Origin of the sequence: Paenarthrobacter histidinolovorans, assembly GCF_014647595.1 — a bacterium.
GTDB lineage: Bacteria > Actinomycetota > Actinomycetes > Actinomycetales > Micrococcaceae > Arthrobacter > Arthrobacter histidinolovorans.
Map to the genome: position 1 here is coordinate 641,179 of NZ_BMPM01000002.1, position 20,816 is coordinate 661,994.

The 20,816-nt window shown below is 63.1% G+C and carries 11 protein-coding genes; all 11 read right to left on the bottom strand.

Going from position 1 to position 20,816, the window contains the following annotated elements:
• Positions 1-71: 71 nt before the first annotated feature.
• Positions 72-4,373 (bottom strand): family 43 glycosylhydrolase, encoded by a 4,302-nt coding sequence (locus tag IEY62_RS07480; protein ID WP_189015479.1) that lies wholly within the window; start codon positions 4,371-4,373, stop codon positions 72-74.
• A 184-nt stretch (positions 4,374-4,557) separates the two neighbouring features.
• Positions 4,558-6,495, bottom strand: coding sequence for a DUF5107 domain-containing protein (locus IEY62_RS07485; RefSeq protein WP_229785125.1), 1,938 nt, complete (start codon positions 6,493-6,495; stop codon positions 4,558-4,560).
• Between the two features lies 1 nt (position 6,496).
• A complete protein-coding gene (locus IEY62_RS07490) occupies positions 6,497-9,565 on the bottom strand; it encodes a glycoside hydrolase domain-containing protein (protein ID WP_229785126.1) in 3,069 nt (1,022 codons plus the stop codon).
• A 231-nt stretch (positions 9,566-9,796) separates the two neighbouring features.
• Positions 9,797-10,561, bottom strand: a complete 765-nt coding sequence (locus IEY62_RS07495) for a copper homeostasis protein CutC (protein ID WP_189015482.1) — start codon at positions 10,559-10,561, stop codon at positions 9,797-9,799.
• Positions 10,562-10,649: 88 nt separating this feature from the next.
• Positions 10,650-11,066: an acyl-CoA thioesterase gene (locus tag IEY62_RS07500; protein ID WP_189015748.1), complete on the bottom strand. Its 417-nt coding sequence runs from the start codon at positions 11,064-11,066 to the stop codon at positions 10,650-10,652.
• 56 nt (positions 11,067-11,122) lie between these two features.
• The gene (locus IEY62_RS07505; RefSeq protein WP_308424482.1) at positions 11,123-13,201 is read right to left on the bottom strand and encodes an ABC transporter ATP-binding protein; all 2,079 of its coding nucleotides are present in this window, start codon (positions 13,199-13,201) and stop codon (positions 11,123-11,125) included.
• The gene (locus tag IEY62_RS07510; RefSeq protein WP_189015484.1) at positions 13,198-14,931 is read right to left on the bottom strand and encodes an ABC transporter ATP-binding protein; all 1,734 of its coding nucleotides are present in this window, start codon (positions 14,929-14,931) and stop codon (positions 13,198-13,200) included. The genes IEY62_RS07505 and IEY62_RS07510 overlap by 4 nt, the downstream gene beginning before the upstream one ends.
• 310 nt (positions 14,932-15,241) lie before the next feature.
• On the bottom strand, positions 15,242-17,338 hold the full coding sequence (locus IEY62_RS07515) for an MFS transporter (RefSeq protein ID WP_189015486.1): 2,097 nt from the start codon (positions 17,336-17,338) through the stop codon (positions 15,242-15,244).
• 10 nt (positions 17,339-17,348) lie between these two features.
• Positions 17,349-17,831 (bottom strand): MarR family winged helix-turn-helix transcriptional regulator, encoded by a 483-nt coding sequence (locus IEY62_RS07520; protein WP_189015488.1) that lies wholly within the window; start codon positions 17,829-17,831, stop codon positions 17,349-17,351.
• A gap of 213 nt (positions 17,832-18,044) precedes the next feature.
• Positions 18,045-19,748: a thiamine pyrophosphate-binding protein gene (locus tag IEY62_RS07525; protein ID WP_189015491.1), complete on the bottom strand. Its 1,704-nt coding sequence runs from the start codon at positions 19,746-19,748 to the stop codon at positions 18,045-18,047.
• A complete protein-coding gene (gene speB / locus IEY62_RS07530; protein ID WP_189015754.1) occupies positions 19,745-20,806 on the bottom strand; it encodes an agmatinase in 1,062 nt (353 codons plus the stop codon). Before speB ends, IEY62_RS07525 begins: the two co-directional genes overlap by 4 nt.
• Between the last annotated feature and the right edge of the window lie 10 nt (positions 20,807-20,816).

Consider the following 20,816-nt stretch of genomic DNA (forward strand, 5'->3'; position numbering starts at 1 on the left):
CGGCAAACCGGCCGGGAAGAGAGGGTAAAAGAAGCTGGTGGCCCACCATCGGGCGGGCCACCAGCGTCAGGTTAGTTGCAGGATGCTGCGTTGTAGGCGGCGTTTGCTGTCACTGTGACGGGTTGGCCGTTCACGGTGGCTTTGGCTTCAACGGCTACGGTGCCTGCCGGTACCGAAGCGGCACGGGTGGTGAAGGCGTGGACCGCGTTCTTACCCGGCTTGACCTCAGCGAAGGACTTGGTGCCGTAGGACGACGTGAAGGTGGCCTGGACCGATTTGGTGTCGTTGTTGGTCAGCTGCGCCGTCACCGTGACTTTTCCGGCAACGCACTTGGTGCTGGCCACGGCCGTGACGTTCAGCTGCGGCGCGGCCGGAACCGGGTTTGCGATCATCAGCCAGCTCAGTTGCACATCCGGCCCGCGCGTCGGTGTCAGCGAGAAGGTCAGCTTTCCATCCGTTCCCACCGTGACGTTCTGGTAGGCAGCGGACTGGTAGTCCCCGCTGTAATCGTGGTCAGCTTCAACCACAGCACCGTTGACGGTGACCTTGGCCCCCCGGTCATCCCACTGTGCCCAGGGATCGTAGTACCCGGCATAGACCGTGTAGGTGCCCGGAGCGAGATCATTGAACTTATACGTCAAATCACGGCCACCTGCGGCATACCGGAGCGTAGTGAAGACATCTCCGTCCGCAGTTCCATAGACCCCACTTCCCTCACTCTGATAACCCCAGGTCTTGCCTGTTGCCGGATCCACGCCGTAAGGCTGATCAGCAGCACTGTTGAGGGTTGCTCCGGCAACGCCCGGAGCTGCCATCAGCGCAGTCCAGTCGGCTGTTTGTTTGCCACCGGCATTGACGGCGTACCGGACACCGTTCGGGACAACCGGGATGGTGCGGGTGAAGGTACGGTTGCCGAAGCCGGGAAGCGTTCCGGTCGCGGTAATGACTCCCACCGTGTTCGTGTTCCCGCTGACCTGCCACGTCACAGGCTGGGTGGAGCTCTGCCCGTTCTGCGTGACCGTCACGGAGTTGACATTGAAGTCCGCCCCGACGGGGAGGCTCGCAGGCACTCCGGTGACGTTCCAGACAGCATTGGCGTCAAGATCCTCAAGTCGCCATTCGGAGGGCGAAAGGACGCTGAGGGTCTTTCCGCCTTCGCCCATCTGGATGGGCAGCCAGACCATTGGCGCGGTTGCCAGTGCTTGGTCCGATCCCCCGTTCCAGCGGTCACCCATGTAGATGAACTTGCCGTTCGCCGCATCCACCGGGATCACGGACGAAGGCTGCGAGTTGTTGGAATTCCACGCCACGTCGCTGCTGAACGGATTCGGCAGCTGGGTCCATTCTCCCAGGATGCTGGTTGACGTGCCGTACTCTGAGGGATTCGGCGACCAGCCGGTGGTTCCCGAGGTGATGATGAAATAACGGCCCTGGTACTTGAAGATAGCCGGTGATTCGCGGGATACGTTCACAAAAGCCCGCCGGAAGTCGACGCCCTCCACAGCTGTATCCGGCGAAGCGGACAAGTTGGTGTAGTCAGCGTTGAGCTTGGAGATGAACATGGTCTTGTTCTCTTCGCTGGAGTAGATGATGTAGCCGGTGCCATCGTCATCCACGAACAGGTTCATGTCCCTGGCCATGCCGGGGTTGTTCGGTGCGAAGTTGGTGGGATCGCCGGCCGCTGCCTTGTGGAGGCGGTAGCTGTCGATGTAGCGGAAGGGACCAAACGGTGAATCCGAAATTGCAACACCAGCGTTGGCCTTGGCGTACTGGACGTTGTATTGATCGGTTGGACCATCGGCATGGACCCACATGACCCACTTGTTGGTCGCCTTGTTGTAGATGACCTTTGGCCGTTCGAGGATCGGGGGCAGCCTGTCTCCTGACGGCACGGTTCCGAGGTCACGGTACACGGCATTCTTCTGCTCAGTGGAGTAGCCCGAGTACAGGTTCTGGAAGTACGGATCGCTGGTGAATTGGTCCGCGGAGGACATCGCTTTGAGGACTACCCCTTCATCCTTCCAGTTGTAGAGGTCGTACGAACTGTAGCCGTGCACACCCGGGGATGAGTGGTAGCCATTGGTCCGGTCCTCGCCGTACAGGTAGTAGATGGTCTTGCCCTCGGAATCCTTGGAGGTCACTACCTGCCCACCGTGGGCCTGGATGAGGTTGCCGTTGTTGTCCCGCCAGTCCTGGCCGGGCCGGAAGCTGTTGTAGCCCGTACCTTCGCTGGCGTTCCGCAAAGTGAAAGCCTGGTTGGCTCCACCGTTTGAGGTCCACAGGCCGATCCAAGCGCCCTCGTGTGTGGACTGATTGGAGACATCAAGTACCTGCCCCTGTCCTGCATTGAGCAGGCTGAACGAGGTACCGTCGGTGGTGCTGAACAGCCACTGGGCCGAGCTGTCCGTGCGCGCTTCTTCGTCGGTGATGGTGCGCAGGGCAGTACCGTTGGCGTCGGCGGCCAGGGCACGGCCGTCAGCGAGCCTCAGGACGAAACGGTCACGGGTAGTGCCGTCTTCATCGGCAATGAGGGTTGCCTTCCACACTTGGTTCCCGCCGGCAATCGAGTCGCTGAGCACCGTTTTTGGCGAGCCCTCCGACGCAGTAACGGCACGACCACTCTGCACGCCAACGAAGCTGTACGACTGCCCGTCCTGCACCGCCGGGGCGTTCGCTGCGACACCGGATGCTCCGTTGACGACGAACGTGGTGACGGACTTGGCAGGCACTGTCAGGGTTGCGGAACGCGATCCAGCATCAATGGCCACAGGGGTGCCGCTCACCAAGGCATTCGCAGTCGGGTTGCCTGAAGGAGACTCGGTAGTAACTACAGGAGTGACGGTGGCTCCGGCAGCGATTGTGGCGAACTTGGACAAGTCCACCTTGATGGTCCTGGCTTGATCGGAGTCGTTCGTGTGGACCATGGCCAGACCGGAACCATCGGCCTTCAGCGCAGAGGTGGTCTTGCCGTCGCTCGTGGGAATGATGCGGTCACCCGGTGCGATGTAGTGGGTGAAGTTCCGGATCGTGTTGTACTTTGAGTTCACCTTGGTGCGGCACGAAGGATCAGCGGCACCGTCGGCCAGGCGCCGCACGGAGTTGCCCTCGGCGTTGCAGTCGAAGTCAATGAAGACAGACCCCCAGTTTTTCTTCTCGCCGAGTTCCATGTTGTAAAGGTCTTCAACCGGCTGCCACAGTACCCAGGACTCAGGATCGAGCTCGCGGAGGTCATCGGTAATGCGGGTGGCCATTCCAAGACCGTTCTCGATGCTGTCCGGGTTCCAGGAGTCACCGCCCCAGTTGCCTTCCACTTCGCTCATGGACAAGGGCTTGTCCGTTGCCTTGGCGACGTCCCGAACCGCGAGGCGGTCACCGGTGGAGTACGTGTGGACGTTCAACTGGCTGACGGCCTGTTTGGCTTCAGGAGTCCAGCCGTTCCAGTCTTCCAGGAAGCGGCTGGGCGATGTTTCATCCGGACCGGAGACCTTGGCATCGGTGGTGGTGCCTGGCTCGGCGAGCTCGGCAGCCATGGCGGTCAGCACCTGGGATTGCAGGGCGGGGCCAGCGTGGGCACCTTCCTGGCCACCACCGTTGGGCAGTCCGTTGCCACCGATGGTGGTTTTCCAGTAGTTCGTGTTGGGCTCATTGAGGGGGTTGATGGTGTCGAAATGGATACCTTCGGTTTGCTCGACGTGTTCAGCTGCCTTTTTGACGTAGTTGACGAACTTGCCGATGGCCGCGGGCTTGATCTGGTCGGCGTTGGGATCCGTGCCGCCGCTGACGTAGCCGCTTTCGGTCATGAAGTAGGGCGGCGAGTTACTGAATGCCTCCCAGGTGGTGACTTTGTCCTTGACGGCCGCAATCCAGGCACGCTGCGAGGCATCGGCGTCGAAGTTGTAGTCCGAGGCGTTCTCGCCGGTCCAGGCAGCCAGGAAACGGTCCCGGTCAGCGTAGTTGGTGGTGATGGGCCCTGATTGGTCCGAGAGACCGGCATTCGGGTTCCACCAGCCAGGAACCGCTCCGCCAGGGCGCAGATAATCGGGGATGTCGCTGGCGTTGCCGCCGCCTACGTTATAGCGGGCGATGTTGAGGTTGAGGCCGTCATCACCGAAGACCTTGTCAATCAGATCGTTCCGGATGGCCTCGGGGTATTGGCCGGTGGCGTTGGCCATCCAGACAAGGCTGGTACCCCAGCCTTTGAATGCCGGACCGGCCTGTGCGGGGTTGGGAGTGAGGACGAGTGCTTCCCCGGCAGCGGCAGCGACCGGGATAGTGCTTGGGGATAGGAGGGGAAGTGTTGCTAGTGCGAGGGTAGAGGCGGCGATTGCCGCTGCGATGCGATGACGCGACGATGCGTTCGTATTCGACAACATTGTCTAAATCCAATCCGTTCATGTTTACGTGAACATAGAAGAGGTTTACGTAAAAATACCGTGATGTGAATCACTCGTCAATATGTGGTTCCTCATGACGCCCGGGCGCCCACACCACGCTCATCGGGGATAGCGCATTCCCTTCGGAACCCACTATCCCCGCGGCTTTTGTCCTTCGAACGGACTAATGCATGCCGAACTGGTACGCCGCCGGCACCGGCTCATCCGGGCAGACTTCCTGCCACAACGCGGCAATTGCGTCCTCGCCCTCCCGCAAGTCCGGAATCTCGACGCCCTCGCGCAGGATCGCGGCGGCCTGGGCTCCGTGCCCGCCCCTGGCGAGCGCCAGCGCCTTGAGGAACCCCAAACGTCCGACGGCGGCTCCCTGGGTGGGTGCCGACTCCACCAGATCCAGCGCCATGGTGGGGTCACCGTGCCGGATGCTCAACGTCACGGCTTCCACAATGAGAGCCGTTGCGGTCGAGTCGGTTTCAACCCCGGTCCGCAGTTCGGCGAGACCTTCTTCGTCCTCCCCCGCCGCCAGAAGAGCCAAGCCCAGGCCACGATGCGCGAGGGCCTTGGTGCGCCTCCGGACGCCCTTTGTCCCCAGAACCTTCAAATATGCTTCTTTCGCTCCCCCGAGGTCCTGCCGTGCGTGCCGCATGGTGGCCAGGTGGAAGGTAGCCTCGGGGTTGTTCTGCGCTGCAAGCATCTGTTCCCAATCCGCCCCGGCGACGAAACTGGCCGCGCCGTCGAACGTTTCTCCCTTGAGCAGCCCAAGCCACGGTTCCTGTTCTTCGGAAACGCTCTCGTCCACGAACGGGGTGCCGCTTTCATCGATCCAGGGCATGCCGGCCTTCAGCCGCCGGGCCCTCTCCACCACGCCCCAGCCGCTGCCGTGCAGGAGCATTTTCGACGGCGGGACGTCGGCGTTCGTGATGGCCCCGGGCAGCATTGCCTCCAACGATTCATGTGGCAGCAGCTCTTCCAAACGCTCACCGGCGTGGGCTACCGCGGCATCCCAGTCAGTGCCGTGGGCGGTCACCGTGTTCAGGTGTCCGTTGCCGTATGCCTCCACCCAGGCCCATTCCGCACCGGCCGGCATGACCAGGTGTTCGAATTGCGTTTGTGCCAGGCCGGCCTGGATCTCCGCGTACGGGCCGGCTCCGGGGCTCAGCCATTCCTGCCAGCGTTTGCCGCCCTGTCCCTGGCCCCATACGAAGAGCTTCTTCCCCCGCAGGAGGCCCGTTGACAGCATCGCCAGCCCGTCGCCGTCGTCGTCCGCAGCCACAACCCAGCGCCGCTCGGAGGGGTCGATGTCGAAGAAGAAGTCCGCCGCGTGCGGGCTGTTGACCGGCCACGTGCCGTCATGGCCTTCGTGGGTGGGTGGCCTGACGCGGGTGATGTCCGTGGTGTAGTCGCTGCCGTAGGCCTCGTGGGCGGGTGCAATGACGCGGGTGCGGTCAGTCTCGGGGATGGCGGCGTTGCTCCACCAGTACATGGGGACGTCGTGGTTGTTCGGGTTCCGGATCCGCACCGCTGCCAGCACCACGGGCGAGTCCGCGGGCAGCCAGATGTCTACTTGGAACACCACTTCCCGGAGCCGCTCGTACTCCCACATCCGCAGGATGTGCTTGCCGTCGGCTGTGTGGACGATCGCGGTGTGCAGCGGATCGCAGCTGGTGGGCGAATGGCCGCGGGTGCCGATGTTCCATTCCAGGCCGCCCGCGAACCAGGCCTTGCGCAGGGCAATGTTCGCCAATTGCGGGGCGTCGTGGGTGTGGAGGAGTTGCTTGCCCGTGGCTTTGTCGAACAGCTCCCAGATGCGGCCGCCCAGGGACGGGATGACCGTCACCTTGAGTTTGCTGTTTTCAAGCACGACGGCGGGAAACTCCCTGGGTGCCGCCTGCCGGCTGTAGCCGTCCTGCATGAGATAGGGGTGGATGTTGGGCACCACGCCATAGCGGGCCGATGCCTGAAGCTCCTCCGGTACGCCCTCGCCCACCGTGTAGGGCTGGTCCAGTTCGGCAGCAACCACCGGTAACGGGTTGAGCGGGCCGAGCTCGGCCATGGTCAGGGAGACGGTGGTGACTGTGAGGCTGGAAGTTGCTGTGTCTGGCACGTCAGTATCCGATCGTGAGAAGGAGGCCGCGTTGCGGCTCGAGGGTGATGGCGTTGCCGGGCACGTAGCTCATGGCGGACTGGAAGCCGCGGATCGCTGGGGCGTTCATGCTCGTGGCAGGGGCCGTGGGGGTTACGGCAGTGAGGGCCTCGTCGTCGAAAATCAACGTCACATCCTCAGTTTCCCCGGCCCAGGAGGCCAGCGCCACAACCATCCCGCTGTTCGTCAACCACGTGGTGGCCAGGACATCCGGGTGGCTGGTCCTCACTGGCGCGTGGGGGTCCCAGAACCCGTGCATCCGTGCCCGTTCCAGGTTGTTCTCCGCCCAGAACTCCCACAGCGGACGGTTATCCACCGCGGGTGCCCGGCCCGTCATGCCGAACACCATTCCGCGCCACGGGTTGCCGCCGCCTTCAAGCATCTCGCCCATGAGCCCGAATGGAATGCCGGATAGCTCCACAAGCCAGTAATCGGGGTCGGTGCCGTCGTAGTCGAAGTATTCCCCCAGCCATAACCTGTCCACATACGGCAATTGCTCCATGTACAGGTTCGCCGATGAGGCATAGCCGTCGTGGGCCGTGAACTGGTTTGCGGAGTGGAGGTCAATCTCGGGACCGTCCACTCCCCTGGCCTTGCACGCCCTTTCCAGGACCTTGCGGACGCGCACCATGGCGTGCCGGTCAAAGGCGAGGTCATCGAGGTAGATACCGTCAATTCCGTCATCCCCCGCGGCCAGCTCCTGCAGGCTGCGCACGTAGAAGTTCTCCCACCGTGACCCGCCCGTAGTCACCACTGCAATGTCCTCCACGTCCGGGGCAAACCACGCGGAGACGTACCCACAACCGGCATGCTCCTGCAACCAGATATGGCCGGCGCCAGGACCATCGCTGAAGATCTCATGGTCCAGCTGCAGCAACGGCAGCAGCTCCGGGCTGTGGAAAGTGAGCTCCCGGACGGTGTTGTAGATCTTGGCTTTGAGACCCTCCCCATGGCACTGCGCCACGTACCGCCTCAGCGTGTCCTCGGTCAGGAGAGGGTCGTTGATGTACGGCGCCGGCGCCGTCGCGTGGTGGATGTTGACCACAGTGGCCCCCGCGGCCCTGATCTCCGACGGGTTTCCGGGAGCGTGGAAGTAGCGCTTGCCCAGGTGCTTGCCAGCTTGGATAGCTTTGAAGGGTGTGAGCAGAAGCCGGAAATCGAAATGAAGCGGCTCATTCTGCGTCAGCGTCCGGGGTCCGCTGAACGCGCGGACGGACACCTTGCCGTTGGCAGTCCGGAGCTTGACGCCGCCCCGCACACCGTCCTCCTGGCGGTTCGCCCACGATGCCGGTTCCAGCAACGGCTTTTGCCGGTAGAAATTGGTGTTCAGGGGCCGCTGGTAACTCTCATCCCGCAACGACAACTGCAGTCCGGCGTTCACCCTTCCCAGCCACAGTGCATCCTGGTTCCGGGCTGCCACGTCCCACGTCCAGTCCAGGGTCTCAGGCCGCCGACCACCGGGAACGCCCAAACCCATGGACAGCGGCACGGCGTCCTCGTCGAACCACAGCTGCAGCCCGACGTCGTTCACGTCCAGGGTCTTCCCGGGCGCGAGCCGCAGCGAGTACTCAACCGTCCCGTCGGCGTCGAGGACGCCGTTCAACTCCAGCGTCACCGCCGCAACGCCGTCCTGTCGGCCTGTCCAGCTGCAGCACCAAGAGATCCGCGCCGGCCCTTCCGAGGTGAACGTAAGCGGCGAAAAATCCCAGCTGATCCCCTCAATGTCCAGACCCATGGGAACGTCCAAAAGCTCGACGGCGGGACCATCCGCTGACGTCACTGCGCCGGTGAAGCTGGACGTCACCTGCGCAGGCAGCCCCGATGCCGACAACCCCAGGGTCCGGCCCAGAATCCCCAAGGTTCTTGCCGGTTCGTCCAGGGTGACGGGCGTGAAAGGAGCCACGAGCTCCGCGTCCTGGGCCACAGACGAATCCAGCCACGCCAGGCGCCGCAGGAATCGTGCGTCACCGAAACCGCCCGCCAGGATGTCCGGTTCCGTTTCCATCCCCACTTCCAGCGTGACCTCGATCTCCTGCGCAACTTCGCCCGCCGCACGGACGGTGAGGGTGGCGGAGTGCGTGCTTCCGGCAGCGTCACGGGGAATGGGAAGGACAACGAACAGTGCCCGCACCGTGCCCGCTGGTACGTCCAGCTCCCTGTGCCACGGCCTGCCCAGCCGGTCCACGCCGTCGGAATTGATGCAATGACCGCCGGCTGATGACACGACGTCGACGGCGACGCCCGCCAGATCCTTCAGCGCATAGAGCCCCAACTGCACCACGTAGTCCTCGCCCGCAACAGCACTGGCCCGAAAGGAGTCCGACGGCCCGTTGGTCACCCAGTGCGCCGGAAGGTCAGTGCGCATGGAGACAGGATTCAGCCGGTCCTCGGGAAACACCAGGAACGCCCCGCCGTGGTAACGCGCCTTGAATTGTTCCAGTTCGTCCGCCCGGGCCGTGAAATTCATAGGCGCGAAGGAGTCGCGCTCACTGGCGGCCTCGTAGCGGAGGACTTTCGCACTGGGCAGCCCGGGCTGCGCTGCCCCTCGCCAGGCCGAAGGCCCGACGGCGGCAGCCCACCCCGGCTCTGCCGTTGGGCGACGCGGGAGGTACCCGGCTTGGGGATAGTGGGGTTTGCCCAGCATCGCGTAGGGCAGGTAGTAAACGAAGTAGATGCCAGGGCCATCGATCGCTTCAAACAGGAGGATTCCGGCTTCCCTGGTGCATTCTTCGACAACAACGTTGCGAACCCTGGCGCCCGTTTTCCCGGAAACAATGATGATGTCCACCGCTGCGGGGTCCGGATCCTGGCGCCGCCATGGCAAGACAATCCTGTATGGCTGGGCTGTGAGGGCAGGCTGGGACGTGAGGGCGGGCTCGAATGTGGCGGCAGATCCAACGGCTCCGGTTGATTCAAAAGCCCCGGTTGATTCAACTGCCGGGGCAGATTCAACAGCCGCGGCGGCCGCTTCCACCACGAAGCGGTGGTTTCCGTACAGCAGTTTGTCCCACGTTCCGATGCCACATGCCACCTCCGGATGACCTGCGGGGGCGTTGTTGCTTCGACTGTTTGGAGGACGGGAATTGACGACCGGTGAAACCGGCGAGGGCAGCGGCATCGCTGGGACTCCTGAAAGTAGCTTCCGGGGCTTCTTCACCGAGTTGGTGAATCCTTACATCATCCGGGCGTTCCGCGGAATCGTAAAGGGTCATTGCGATGCGTACTCACTGGAATTTGCCCAGCCACGGGCTGGACGGCGGAGCTAATTCAGCCTAGCCAGATTCAGGGCATTGATTTTCGCTTTGGCAGCCCGGACCGTTTCGCGGTCGGTGACTGTGTAGGCGGTAGGGTCGCTGCCGTCCTGGGTACCCAGGGAAATGGTTCCCTGGCTGAGCGTGGAGACGGTTTTCTTGGCCGACAAATGGACTGCGTTCAACCCTGCTGCGTGCATCGCCGGAATGTCTGTCAGGGCCAGTCCCCCGCCGGCCATGATCTCCATGGCACCTCCGGCGCGTTCCACCATGGTGGCGAGCGTGTCCAGGCCTGCCCCCGCCGTTGCTGCGTGCCCGGAGGTGAGGACCCTGGTGAAACCCAGTTCCATGAGCTGGTCCAGGGCAGCCAAGGGATCCTTCGACTGGTCGATGGCCCGGTGGAAGGTCAGTTGCGCCTCCGGCTTGGTCTCCCTCGCCGATTCCACCAAGCGCCGGATTGTGTGCACGTCCACTGTCCCGTTGGGTTCGAGTGCCCCGATGACAACCCCGTGTGCGCCCTGGAGCAGCAGATGCCTGATTTCATGCACCATGGTGTCGACATCCGACGCCGAATACAGGAAGTCACCCGGCCGGGAACGGATCAGCGGATGGACTTCCAAACGGCCATCGACGTGCTCCATGCTGGCTTCCAGCAGCCCCTGGCTGGGCGTGATGCCTCCCAGCTCCAGGCTGCTGCAAAGCTCAATGCGATGGGCGCCCTCAGCGGCGGCCACACCTGCTCCGGCGGCGCTGACCACAGCGATTTCGAGTTTCATGGTGAAACTCTACGGGCAATAGTGGATGTCCGGGCAATGCGGGAAGTCCGGGCAATGCGGGAAGTCCGGTCAATGCGGGATGTCCGGGCTACGCCTTATAGCGTTGCAGCTTTTCCTTTTGCGCAGGCGTGAGCCTCAGGACCCTCCCGGTTGCCTCCGCGACGAAGGCCAAGTGCGTGGTTGCCTTGACGCAGTCTTCCAGGGTGACGGGATCCTTGATGACGTAGTGGAGATCGAAGCTGGCCCCTTTGATGGCGCCCACCCAGATCTCTACGACGGCCGGGATGTTGCGGTAGTCCAGGGTCCGGACGTAGCGGACCTTATGCTCCACCACCAGGGTCATGGTGCCCTCCTCAACATCGTTGAAGAGGGCTGCCGGGGGCTCGACGCCGGGAAGCCCCGCACCGCTGGGTGGCCCGAAGGCCGCGATGCGGGCTTCCTCGAGAATGCGCACAATCTGGACATTGTTGATATGTCCATAAGCGTCCATGTCACCCCAGCGCATGGGCACCAGGACCTCAATGCGCCGGGGTTCCACGGACTCCTTTGGTTGCTGCGTACTCAGCTGTGCACCGCCGTCGAATCATCCACAGCAGTCTCTTCCTCGCCGGCGAACTGGGACATGTACAGGCGGTAGTAGGCGCCTTCGAGGGCAAGAAGCTGGGTGTGGTTGCCCTGCTCCACGATCTGGCCGTTCTCCATCACGAGGATGGTATCGGCGTCGCGGATGGTGGACAGCCGGTGGGCGATAACGAAGCTGGTCCGGTCCGTGCGGAGTGCTGCCATGGCCTTCTGCAGCAGCAGTTCCGTACGGGTGTCCACCGAACTGGTGGCTTCGTCCAGGATCAGCAGGGAAGGATCGGACACGAATGCGCGGGCGATGGTGATGAGCTGCTTTTCACCGGCGCTGACGTTATTGCCTTCTTCATCGATGATCGTCTGGTAGCCATCCGGCAGGGCACGGACGAAGCGGTCCACGTACGTGGCCTTCGCCGCTTCCATGATCTGCTCTTCGGTGGCATCGAGCTTGCCGTATTTGATGTTGTCGTAGATGGTCCCGCCGAAGAGCCAGGCATCCTGCAGCACCATGCCCACCTTGGACCGGAGCTCGGAACGGGTGAGGTCCTTGATATCCACGCCATCCAGGGTGATCCGGCCGGAATTGAGCTCGTAGAAACGCATCACCAGATTCACCAGGGTGGTCTTGCCGGCGCCTGTGGGTCCAACAATTGCCACGGTGTGGCCCGGCTCGGCGCTGAAGGACAGATCCTCAATAAGTGGCTTGTCCTCCACGTAGCTGAACGAGACGTGCTCGAACTCCACGTGACCGTCGGTCTTCGCCGGAAGGTGGCGCGTACCGTTCTCTTCAACCTCTTCATCAGCGTCCAGGAATTCGAAGACCCGCTCAGCCGAAGCGACACCGGACTGCAGCATGTTGGCCATGCCGGCGATCTGGCCCAGCGGCTGGGTGAACTCGCGTGAGTACTGGATGAAGGCAGTGGCATCGCCAAGGCTCATGGACCCCGAAGCAACCCGCAGGCCACCCACCACAGCGATCCCGACATAGGACAGGTAGGACACGAAGTTCATGGCCGGGAAGATCACGCCCGAGACGAACTGGGCGCCGAAGGATGCCTTGTAGAGTTCCTCGTTCTTCTCGTCAAAGCGCGTCAGCATGTCGGCATCGCGACCGAACACCTTCACCAGGTCATGGCCGGAGAACGATTCCTCGATCTGGCCGTTCAAAGCGCCTGTGTTCTTCCACTGCGCTGCGAAGAGCTTCTGGCTGCGGGCACCGATGACTCCGGCGACAACACCGGAAAGCGGCAGTGCGATCAACGCGATAAGCGCCAGCTCCCAGGACACGATGAACATCATCACTGTGATGCCCAGGACCGTAAGGACGGAGCTGACCAATTGGGAGAACGCCTGCTGGAGACCTTGCTGGACGTTGTCGACGTCGTTGGTCACACGGGATAGGATGTCGCCGCGTTGGCGGGTGTCGAAGTAGTTCAGCGGAAGCCGGTTGAGCTTGGCCTGGACATCGTTGCGCAGTTTCTTGATGACCCGCATGACGATCCGGTTGAGCAACCAGCCCTGTGCCCACAGGAAGATGTTGGCCACGAAGTACATGAGCAGCACTATCGAAATCAGGAACGTCAGCTTGGAGAAGTTGATCCCGTTGGTGAGTTCCATCTTGGAGACCATGTCGGCAAAGTTTCCTTGGCCTTGCTGCCGCATGAGCTCAACGAACTGTTCCTGCGATACCCCGGGCGGGATCTGCTTGCCCATGACTCCACCGAAGATGACGTCCATGGCGCTGCCCAGAACCTTGGGCGCGATCACGTTGAGGACCACGGAAACAATCACGAGGCCGATCACGATGAACACGCCAATGCGCTCGGGCTTCAGCAGGCCCATGAGCCGCTTGGCTGAAGGCCAGAACTCCTTGGCCTTCTTTGCAGGCACATCCCCGAACATGCCGCCATCGGCCTCGGACGGGACGTACTCCTCCTCTACGAAGTCGTCGTCGTCCAGTGCTTCCGTTGCTACCTCTGCCGCGGCGGCTGCCTTGGCATCCTTCGCGGCTTCGGCCTTGGCAGCCCAGCCACGCTTCTTCTGCTGGTTCTGCTCGCTCATGCCACTTCCTCCACACTCAGCTGGGATTCGACGATTTCCTGGTACGTCGGTGACGTCTCCAGCAGTTCGTCATGCGTTCCCCGGTCAACAATGCGGCCGTTGTCCAGGACAAGGATTTCGTCAGCGTCCGCAATGGTGGAGACACGCTGGGCCACGATGATCACCGTGGCGTCCTTGGTCTTTCCTTTCAGGGCCTTCCGGAGCCTGGCATCGGTAGCCACATCCAGTGCCGAGAAGGAATCGTCAAACAAGTACACGTTCGGTTTGGTCACCAGGGCCCTGGCGATGGAAAGCCGCTGGCGCTGTCCACCAGAGACGTTGGTGCCTCCCTGTGCGATCCTGCGGTTAAGCCCGGAGGACTTCTCCTCCACGAAGCCCTTGGCCTGCGCCGTCTCCAGGGCCTCCCACAGTTCCTCATCCGTGGCATCCGGCTTGCCGAAGCGCAGGTTGTGCTCGATGGTTCCGGAGAACAGGTATGGCTTCTGGGGTACCGCCGACACACGGCTGGTGATCTCAGAGGCGTCCATCTCGGTGACAGGAACGCCGTCGAGCAGGACCTCACCGGAGGCGACGTCGTAAAGCCGCGGCAGCAGGGAGACCAGGGTGGTCTTGCCCGCACCGGTGGAACCAATGATGGCCAGGGTCTTGCCGGGCTCCGCCGTGAAGGAGATGTTGCTCAGGACAGGCGCCTCAGCACCCGGGTACTTGAATGTGACGTCGCGGAACTCGACGCGACCCCTTTTTTCTGCCGGCACCACGGGCGAAGAGGGGTTGTGGATGGACGGCTCGACGTCGAGGACCTCGCCAATGCGGTCTGCACAGACGGAAGCGCGCGGAATCATCATGGCCATGAAGGTTCCCATCATGACGGCCATCAGAATCTGCAGCAGGTACTGCAGGAAGGCCGTCAGGGCACCCACCTGCATGTCGCCGGAATCAACGCGTTGGCCACCGAACCAGAGCACCGCCGCAGTGGACAGGTGCAGGATCATGCCGATCGCCGGGAACATCAGGACGAAGAGGTTGCCGATCTTCACGGAGACGGCGGTGAGGTCCTGGTTGGCATCGCCGAAACGCTTGGCCTCGTGGGGTTCACGAACGAACGCCCGGACCACCCGGATGCCGATGATCTGCTCGCGCAGTACGCCGTTGATGGCATCGATCTTGGTCTGCATGGAACGGAAGAGCGGCATGAGCCGGACAACGAGATAGCCAACCACGGCCACCAGGACCGGGACTGAAACCCAGACAAGCCAGGAAAGGCTGAGGTCCTCGCGGAGGGCCATGATGATGCCGCCAACGCACATGATGGGCGTTGAAACCATGAAGTTCAGGCCCATCAGCACGAGCATCTGGACTTGCTGGACATCGTTGGTGCCACGGGTGATCAGGGTGGGGGCGCCAAAGCGGTTGACGTCCTGGGCGGAAAAGCTGCTGACCTGGCGGAACACGCTGCGGCGCAGGTCACGGCCGATGGCCATGGCCACGCGGGCGCCGAAGTACACGGCAATGATGGCGGAAAGCACCTGCCCAAGGGCGACTGCGAGCATGAGCGCACCGGTTTGCCAGATGAAATCGGTGTCGCCGCGGGAAACTCCCTCATCGATGATTTTGGCGTTCAGGCTGGGAAGGTAGAGCGTGGCGATGGTGGACGCCAGCTGGAAAATCAGCACAGCCACAATCTGCGGCAAATACGGCTTTGAGTAGCGCCGTATAAGGGTGACAAGCATGCCCACGGGTCCTTAGAAAGAGTGCGTTAATGTGATGTAAAGAAGTTTTGCAGCAGAGGCTGACAGTATTAGCCTCCCCACTCTACGAAATCCGTTGCCCGGGCGAAACAACTTCCGGAAAAGATCATCCCTGCGGAGTATTTGTCGTGTCGCGACTGCTCCCGCTGTGGCACAAAACTGCCTGGACACAGCAAAGCGCCGGCGGGAATCCCCAGCCGGCGCCTTCAGCCTTGGCCCTTGTTCACGCCCGGTTCGAGACTCCCCGGCGTTGAACGCCGGGTGCCTCGGACCAGGGCAGGGTTCTTGCCGTTCAGCCTGCGTGCTTGCCGTGTTCCTGCCGGGCTTCAACGCCTTGGAGGAGCAGCAATGCCATGCGTTCCTGCTGCCTGCGTTCGCGCTTGAGTTCCTTGCGGATCGCGGCAAGTTCCTCAGCGGTGCGGGACTGCTGTTCGGCGATGGTCTGCTGGTCACGCAAGCGGGCCTGCAATTCCACGTTGGCACGGCTGAGTTGCAGCTGCTGTTCGGCAAGGACATACTGCGTGCGGGACAGTTGCTCCTGCACTTCCTTGACGTCGGCCGCGGCATTGGGCCGTTCCTGGGTAAGGATGCGGGCGAACTCGAGGTCAAGGTCGGAGCCGGAATCCCCCGGCCGTACCTCACGCCCGGCCCCTGGAAGGGGACGGCGTGCACCCAGGGGGCTCGCGGCGTCGTCGGTCTTCACTGCGTCGTCGATTTTCGCGGCGTCGTCGATCTTCACTGCGTCGTCCGCCTTCACTGCATCCATGGACGCAGTGTCCAGCGACATTCCGGCCTCTCCCGAAGCCGTGGCCACGAGCTCCTTTTCCGGAGCGGCGTCGACCGTACGGCGCAGCGGACGTTCCTTGATGAACAGCACAGCCAGGAGGGCCACGACGCTGATGATGGCAGAGATCAGGAAGATCTGGGCAGTGGCGTCACCATAGGCAGCCCGCATGATGTCTGCGATGGGAGCCGGCATATCCGCCAGGTCCATGCTGGCTCCGGAGCCGCCGCCCTGGACGGGGATACCGGCGGCAGCCATGCCTTCAACAGCCAGGTCCTTCACGTGGTTGGACATGATGGCTCCGAGGACGGAGACGCCGATCGCGCCACCCACCGAGCGGAAGAACGCTACCGAAGCACTTGCGGTTCCAATGTCCTTGGCCTGAACGGTGTTCTGCACGGCCAGCACCAGGTTCTGCATCAGCATGCCCAGGCCCAGGCCGAACACGCCTGTGTAAATAGCCACGATCCAGAGTTCGGTGGTGTGGTCCATGGTTCCTGCGAACGCAAGCCCACCGATAAGGAGAACCGAGCCTGCAATGAGGAACCTCTTCCACTTCCCGAAGCGGCTGATCAGGATGCCCGATGCCACCGAACCGATGAGGTTGCCGGCGATCATGGGAAGCGTCAGCAGGCCAGCCTCGGTGGGCGTGGCTCCACGGGCCACCTGGAAGTACTGCCCCAGGAAGGTGGAGGAACCGAACATGGCGATACCCACTGCAACGGAAGCAACGATCGCCAACGCGGTGGTGCGCTCGGAGATGATCTTGAGCGGAATGATCGGCTGGGCAACCTTGGTCTCCACGAAGACCAGGAGGGCCAGGAGTGCTACGCCGCCGCCGACCATGAGTGCCGACTGCCAGGAAACCCAGTCGTAGTACTCCGGGTTACCGGCAAAGGAGACCCAGATCAGGAGCAGGCTCACACCGGAGGTCAGCAGAATGGAACCGAGCCAGTCGATCTTGGCGGGGCGCTTGATGTGCTGGATCTTCAGGGTGATCTGGAGCAGGATCAGCGCAACGACGGCGAGGGGAACGCAAACGAAGAACGTCCAGCGCCAGCCGAGCGGGCTGTCCACGATGAAGCCACCCAGCAGCGGTCCTCCGGCAGTTCCCACGGCCATGACAGCACCCATGTAACCGGAGTACTTTCCGCGGTCACGGGGCGGGATCATGGATCCGATGATCGCCTGCGCCAGGGCCGTGAGGCCACCCATGGCGATGCCTTGGATAACGCGTGCGGTCAGCAGCAGTGGGATGGTTTCGGACAGGCCCGCCATGACCGAGCCGGCCACGAAGATGATGATGCTCAGCTGGACCAGGAGCTTCTTGTCGAAGAGGTCCGCGAGCTTGCCCCAGATGGGCGTGGTGGCCGCGTTCGCCAGCAGTGCGGCCGTGATGACCCAGGCGAAGTCGGTCTGGGTGCCCTTGAGCTCGGACATGATGGTGGGAAGTGCGTTGGCGACAATCGTGCTGCTGAGGATCGCCGTGAAGAAGGCCGCGAGGAGGCCGGTGAGGGCTTCCATGATCTGACGGTGGGTCATGGGCGCGGCAGCCTTGGCTGCGGCGTCCACCGCCTGCGGGTGTTGTGGTGCTGCTGTAGCCATGCGTGGGCTCCTAAGCTGTCTGGTCTGTTGTGGTGGAGCCGGCCGCCGTTGCCCGGATTGAATCCTTGAGGGATTCGGTGAGTTTGTTGATGACCTGGGAGGCCTCGAGGGCGTCCGCCTCGCTCCAATCCGCCAGGTAATCCCGCAGTCTCACGCTGCGTTGCTCTTCGAATTCGTGCAGCTTGGCCGTACCCCGTTCGGTCAGGGCCAGGAGTTGCGCCCTGCCGTCGGCCGGGTCCGGCCGCCTGGTGACGAAGCCGAGTTCCTCCAGCTCCGCGACGTGGCGGCTCAGCACCGGCGCGCTGACGCCAAGGCGCGCGGCCAGGTGCGTGGCACGGGTCTCCCCCTCGCCAATGAACCTCATGACCCCCTGGACCGCCATTCCGACGTCGGGAACGCGGGCCATGTGCGCGGTCACCACGCAGCGCAGAGTCCGCTGCAGGTCAAAGATCTGATGCACAAGATCGGTTGCTGTGGCAGAACCGACAGACATGTAAAACACCCCTTTTTGTTTGCCTAAAGCAACTATAACGCAGATTGATTGCTTTGGGAAACTAAAAGAAGAGGATTCAAGTGGTCGTTGCGGGGCCCGCTCTGCGTCCACCTCACCAGATTTGGGGCGCAGAGCGGGCCTCGCAACGCAGCCAGCCCCCGCACGGTGTTCCGTGCGGGGGCTGGCTTTTGGGCTGTTTAGTCGTCCTGCGTCTCAGTCGTCCAGGTGCGTCGGTCCGAACATCTTCAGCAGCGTTTCAACCACGACGACGTTGGGTCCGTCCGCTTCGAAGGACGCCTTGAGTGCGTCCCCCACTTCCTCGGGGGCGACCCTGCGGGCCGGGACACCGAAGGACTCGGCAAGCTTGACGAAGTCCGGGCGGGCGAGCTCGGTGGCCGTGGCCTGGCCGAAGGCACCCACCATGTATTCGCGCAGGATCCCGTAGCCGCCGTCGTCCACGATCAGCCAGGTGACCGGGACGTTGTGCTGTTTGGCGGTAGCGAGTTCGGAGATGGAGTACATGGAGGAACCGTCACCGGAGACAGCCAGCACGCGACTCGGTTTGCCCGTGGTCTCCAACCCGACGGCTCCGCCGATGGCTGCCGGGAAACCGTAACCGAGGCCACCGGCGCCCTGGGCGGAGTGGAACTGGCCCTGACGGGCGTCCCAGCAGCTCCAGCCCCAGTAGGCAGAGATGGTCATGTCCCAGAACGTCTGCATGTCGGCCGGAACAGCCTCGCGGATGTCGGCCATGAACTTCAGTTCCTTGGCCAGGTCCTGTGATTCCAGGCGCGCCTTGACCTTGGCCAGGGATTCCTTGACCACGTCTTCCGGGCTGGTGCCGTGCCATGACCGTTTTGTTGCGTCCGCCGCCCCTGCTGCGGCGAGGGCTTCATCCAGTGCCGCGAGGGCCTGGCCTGCGTCGGCACGAATGCCCAGGCCTGGCCTGTTGGATTCCAGGACGCGGGGTTCGGCGTCGATCTGGATGATCCGGCCGCGCGGTTTGAACGTGAAGTAGTTCGACGTCACTTCACCCAAGGATGAGCCGATGACGATCAGGACATCGGCGTCTTCGAGGACATCGGTCATGTACCGGTCCTCGATCCAGGACTGCAGGGACAGTTCGTGGGTCCACGGGAACGCACCGTTGCCACCGGGGGTGCAAATGACCGGGGCGCGCAGCTGCTCGGCAATCGAGAGCAACGACTTTTCAGCCCGGCCACGACGCGTACCGCCGCCGGCGATGATCGCCGGACGTTCCGCCGTCGAAAGCCACTTCACGGCCTCACGAACCAGCTCAACGCGCGGCGGGTTGTCGAATGCTTCAGCAAGCGCGTCTTCTACCGGGGGCACCATGATCGGATCCAGCAGGACGTTCTGCGGGATTTCGATCCAGACCGGGCCCTGCGGGGAGGAAATCGCTTCGGTCCACGCGTCCTGGATGGCCGACGGGATGCCCGAAGCGTGCTGGATCAGTCGCTGGCTCTTGGTGACGTTCGCAGCCGAGGCCTTCTGGTCATCGAGCTGGTGGAGCATCCCCTTGCGACGAGCACCCAGGCCGTCCAGCGGAATCTGGCTGGCCACAACCACCATGGGAACACCCGTAGCGTACGCCTCCTGGAGACCTGCGAGGGATGTCAGCGCACCCGGACCGGTGGACAGGAACAACACACCCACCTCGCCGGTCGCCCGGGAGTAACCGTCAGCGGCGAACGCCGAGTTGTTCTCCACACGGGATGACACGAAATGCAGGTTGCCGCGGCCCATGGCGTCAAAGAGGCCCAGCGCGTGCTGGCCCGGGATACCGAAAACCGTCTTGGCGCCCAGCGCCTCAAGGGTCTCGACGACGAGGTCCCCACCGTTGCGCTGGTTGGTCCCCTTGGTGGGGGCTGCTGTGCCGGGATCGAAATCGATCATCGCTGCTCTCCCGATGCGAGCGCGATTTCTTCGATGCGGGCGCCGAGGGCCTGCTGGGCGTAGCCGTTCGGGGCACCATGGCGGTCACCTTCCACAGCGTTGTCTGCCATGAGGGTCACGAGTTCATACGCCACGTGGCTGCCTGCGACACCGGTGATTTCTGCGTGGTCGTAAGCCGGGGCGACCTCCACGATGTCCGCGCCCACGAGGTTCATGCCGCGGAAGCCGCGGATGATCTCCAGGAGCTCCCGGCTGCTGATGCCACCGGCTTCCGGGGTGCCGGTGCCGGGGGCGTGGGCCGGATCCAGGACGTCGATGTCCACCGAGATGTACAGGGGGCGGTTGCCGATGCGGTCGCGGATCTTTGCCACCGTCTCCAGGACGCCCTGGTAGTAGACGTCCGCGGAGGTGACGATTCCGAAGCCGAAGCGGTGGTCGTCGTCGAGGTCCTTCTTGCCGTAGAGCGGACCGCGGGTACCCACGTGGCTGATGGCTTCGGTGTCCAGGATGCCTTCCTCCACTGCGCGGCGGAATGGCGTGCCGTGCGTGTATTCAGCGCCGAAGTAGGTGTCCCAGGTATCCAGGTGCGCATCGAAGTGCAGCATGGCGATGGGTTCGCCTGCGCGCTCTGCTGCTGCGCGAAGCAGCGGAAGGGCGATGGTGTGGTCCCCTCCGAGGGTGACCAGCTTGCTGCCATTGGCCGTCAGGTCCAGGGCATTCTGCTGGATGGTCTCGATGGCTTCGTTGATGTTGAACGGGTTTACAGCCATGTCGCCAGCGTCGGCAACCTGGATGTTCTCGAACGGGCTGACGTCCCAGGCGGGGTTGTACGGACGCAGCAGCCGGCTGGCCTCGCGGACGTGGTTGGCGCCGAACCGGGCGCCGGGGCGGTACGAAACACCGGAGTCGAAGGGAACGCCAACTACCGTGACGTCGGCCTTGGAGACCTGGTCCAGACGGGGCAGGCGGGCGTAGGTGGCGGCACCGGCATAGCGCGGGATACGGGATGAATCGATGGGGCCCAGGTTGCCGTTGGCCTCGATGCGGAGCTCTTCCAAAGTACGCCAC

Coding starts and splice junctions, on each gene's coding strand:
- IEY62_RS07480 (WP_189015479.1), bottom strand. CDS start 4,373: ATGTTGTCGAATACGAACGCATCGTCGCGTCATCGCATCGCAGCGGCA.
- IEY62_RS07495 (WP_189015482.1), bottom strand. CDS start 10,561: ATGAAACTCGAAATCGCTGTGGTCAGCGCCGCCGGAGCAGGTGTGGCC.
- IEY62_RS07500 (WP_189015748.1), bottom strand. CDS start 11,066: ATGCGCTGGGGTGACATGGACGCTTATGGACATATCAACAATGTCCAG.
- IEY62_RS07505 (WP_308424482.1), bottom strand. CDS start 13,201: ATGAGCGAGCAGAACCAGCAGAAGAAGCGTGGCTGGGCTGCCAAGGCC.
- IEY62_RS07510 (WP_189015484.1), bottom strand. CDS start 14,931: ATGCTTGTCACCCTTATACGGCGCTACTCAAAGCCGTATTTGCCGCAG.
- IEY62_RS07515 (WP_189015486.1), bottom strand. CDS start 17,338: ATGGCTACAGCAGCACCACAACACCCGCAGGCGGTGGACGCCGCAGCC.
- IEY62_RS07520 (WP_189015488.1), bottom strand. CDS start 17,831: ATGTCTGTCGGTTCTGCCACAGCAACCGATCTTGTGCATCAGATCTTT.
- IEY62_RS07525 (WP_189015491.1), bottom strand. CDS start 19,748: ATGATCGATTTCGATCCCGGCACAGCAGCCCCCACCAAGGGGACCAAC.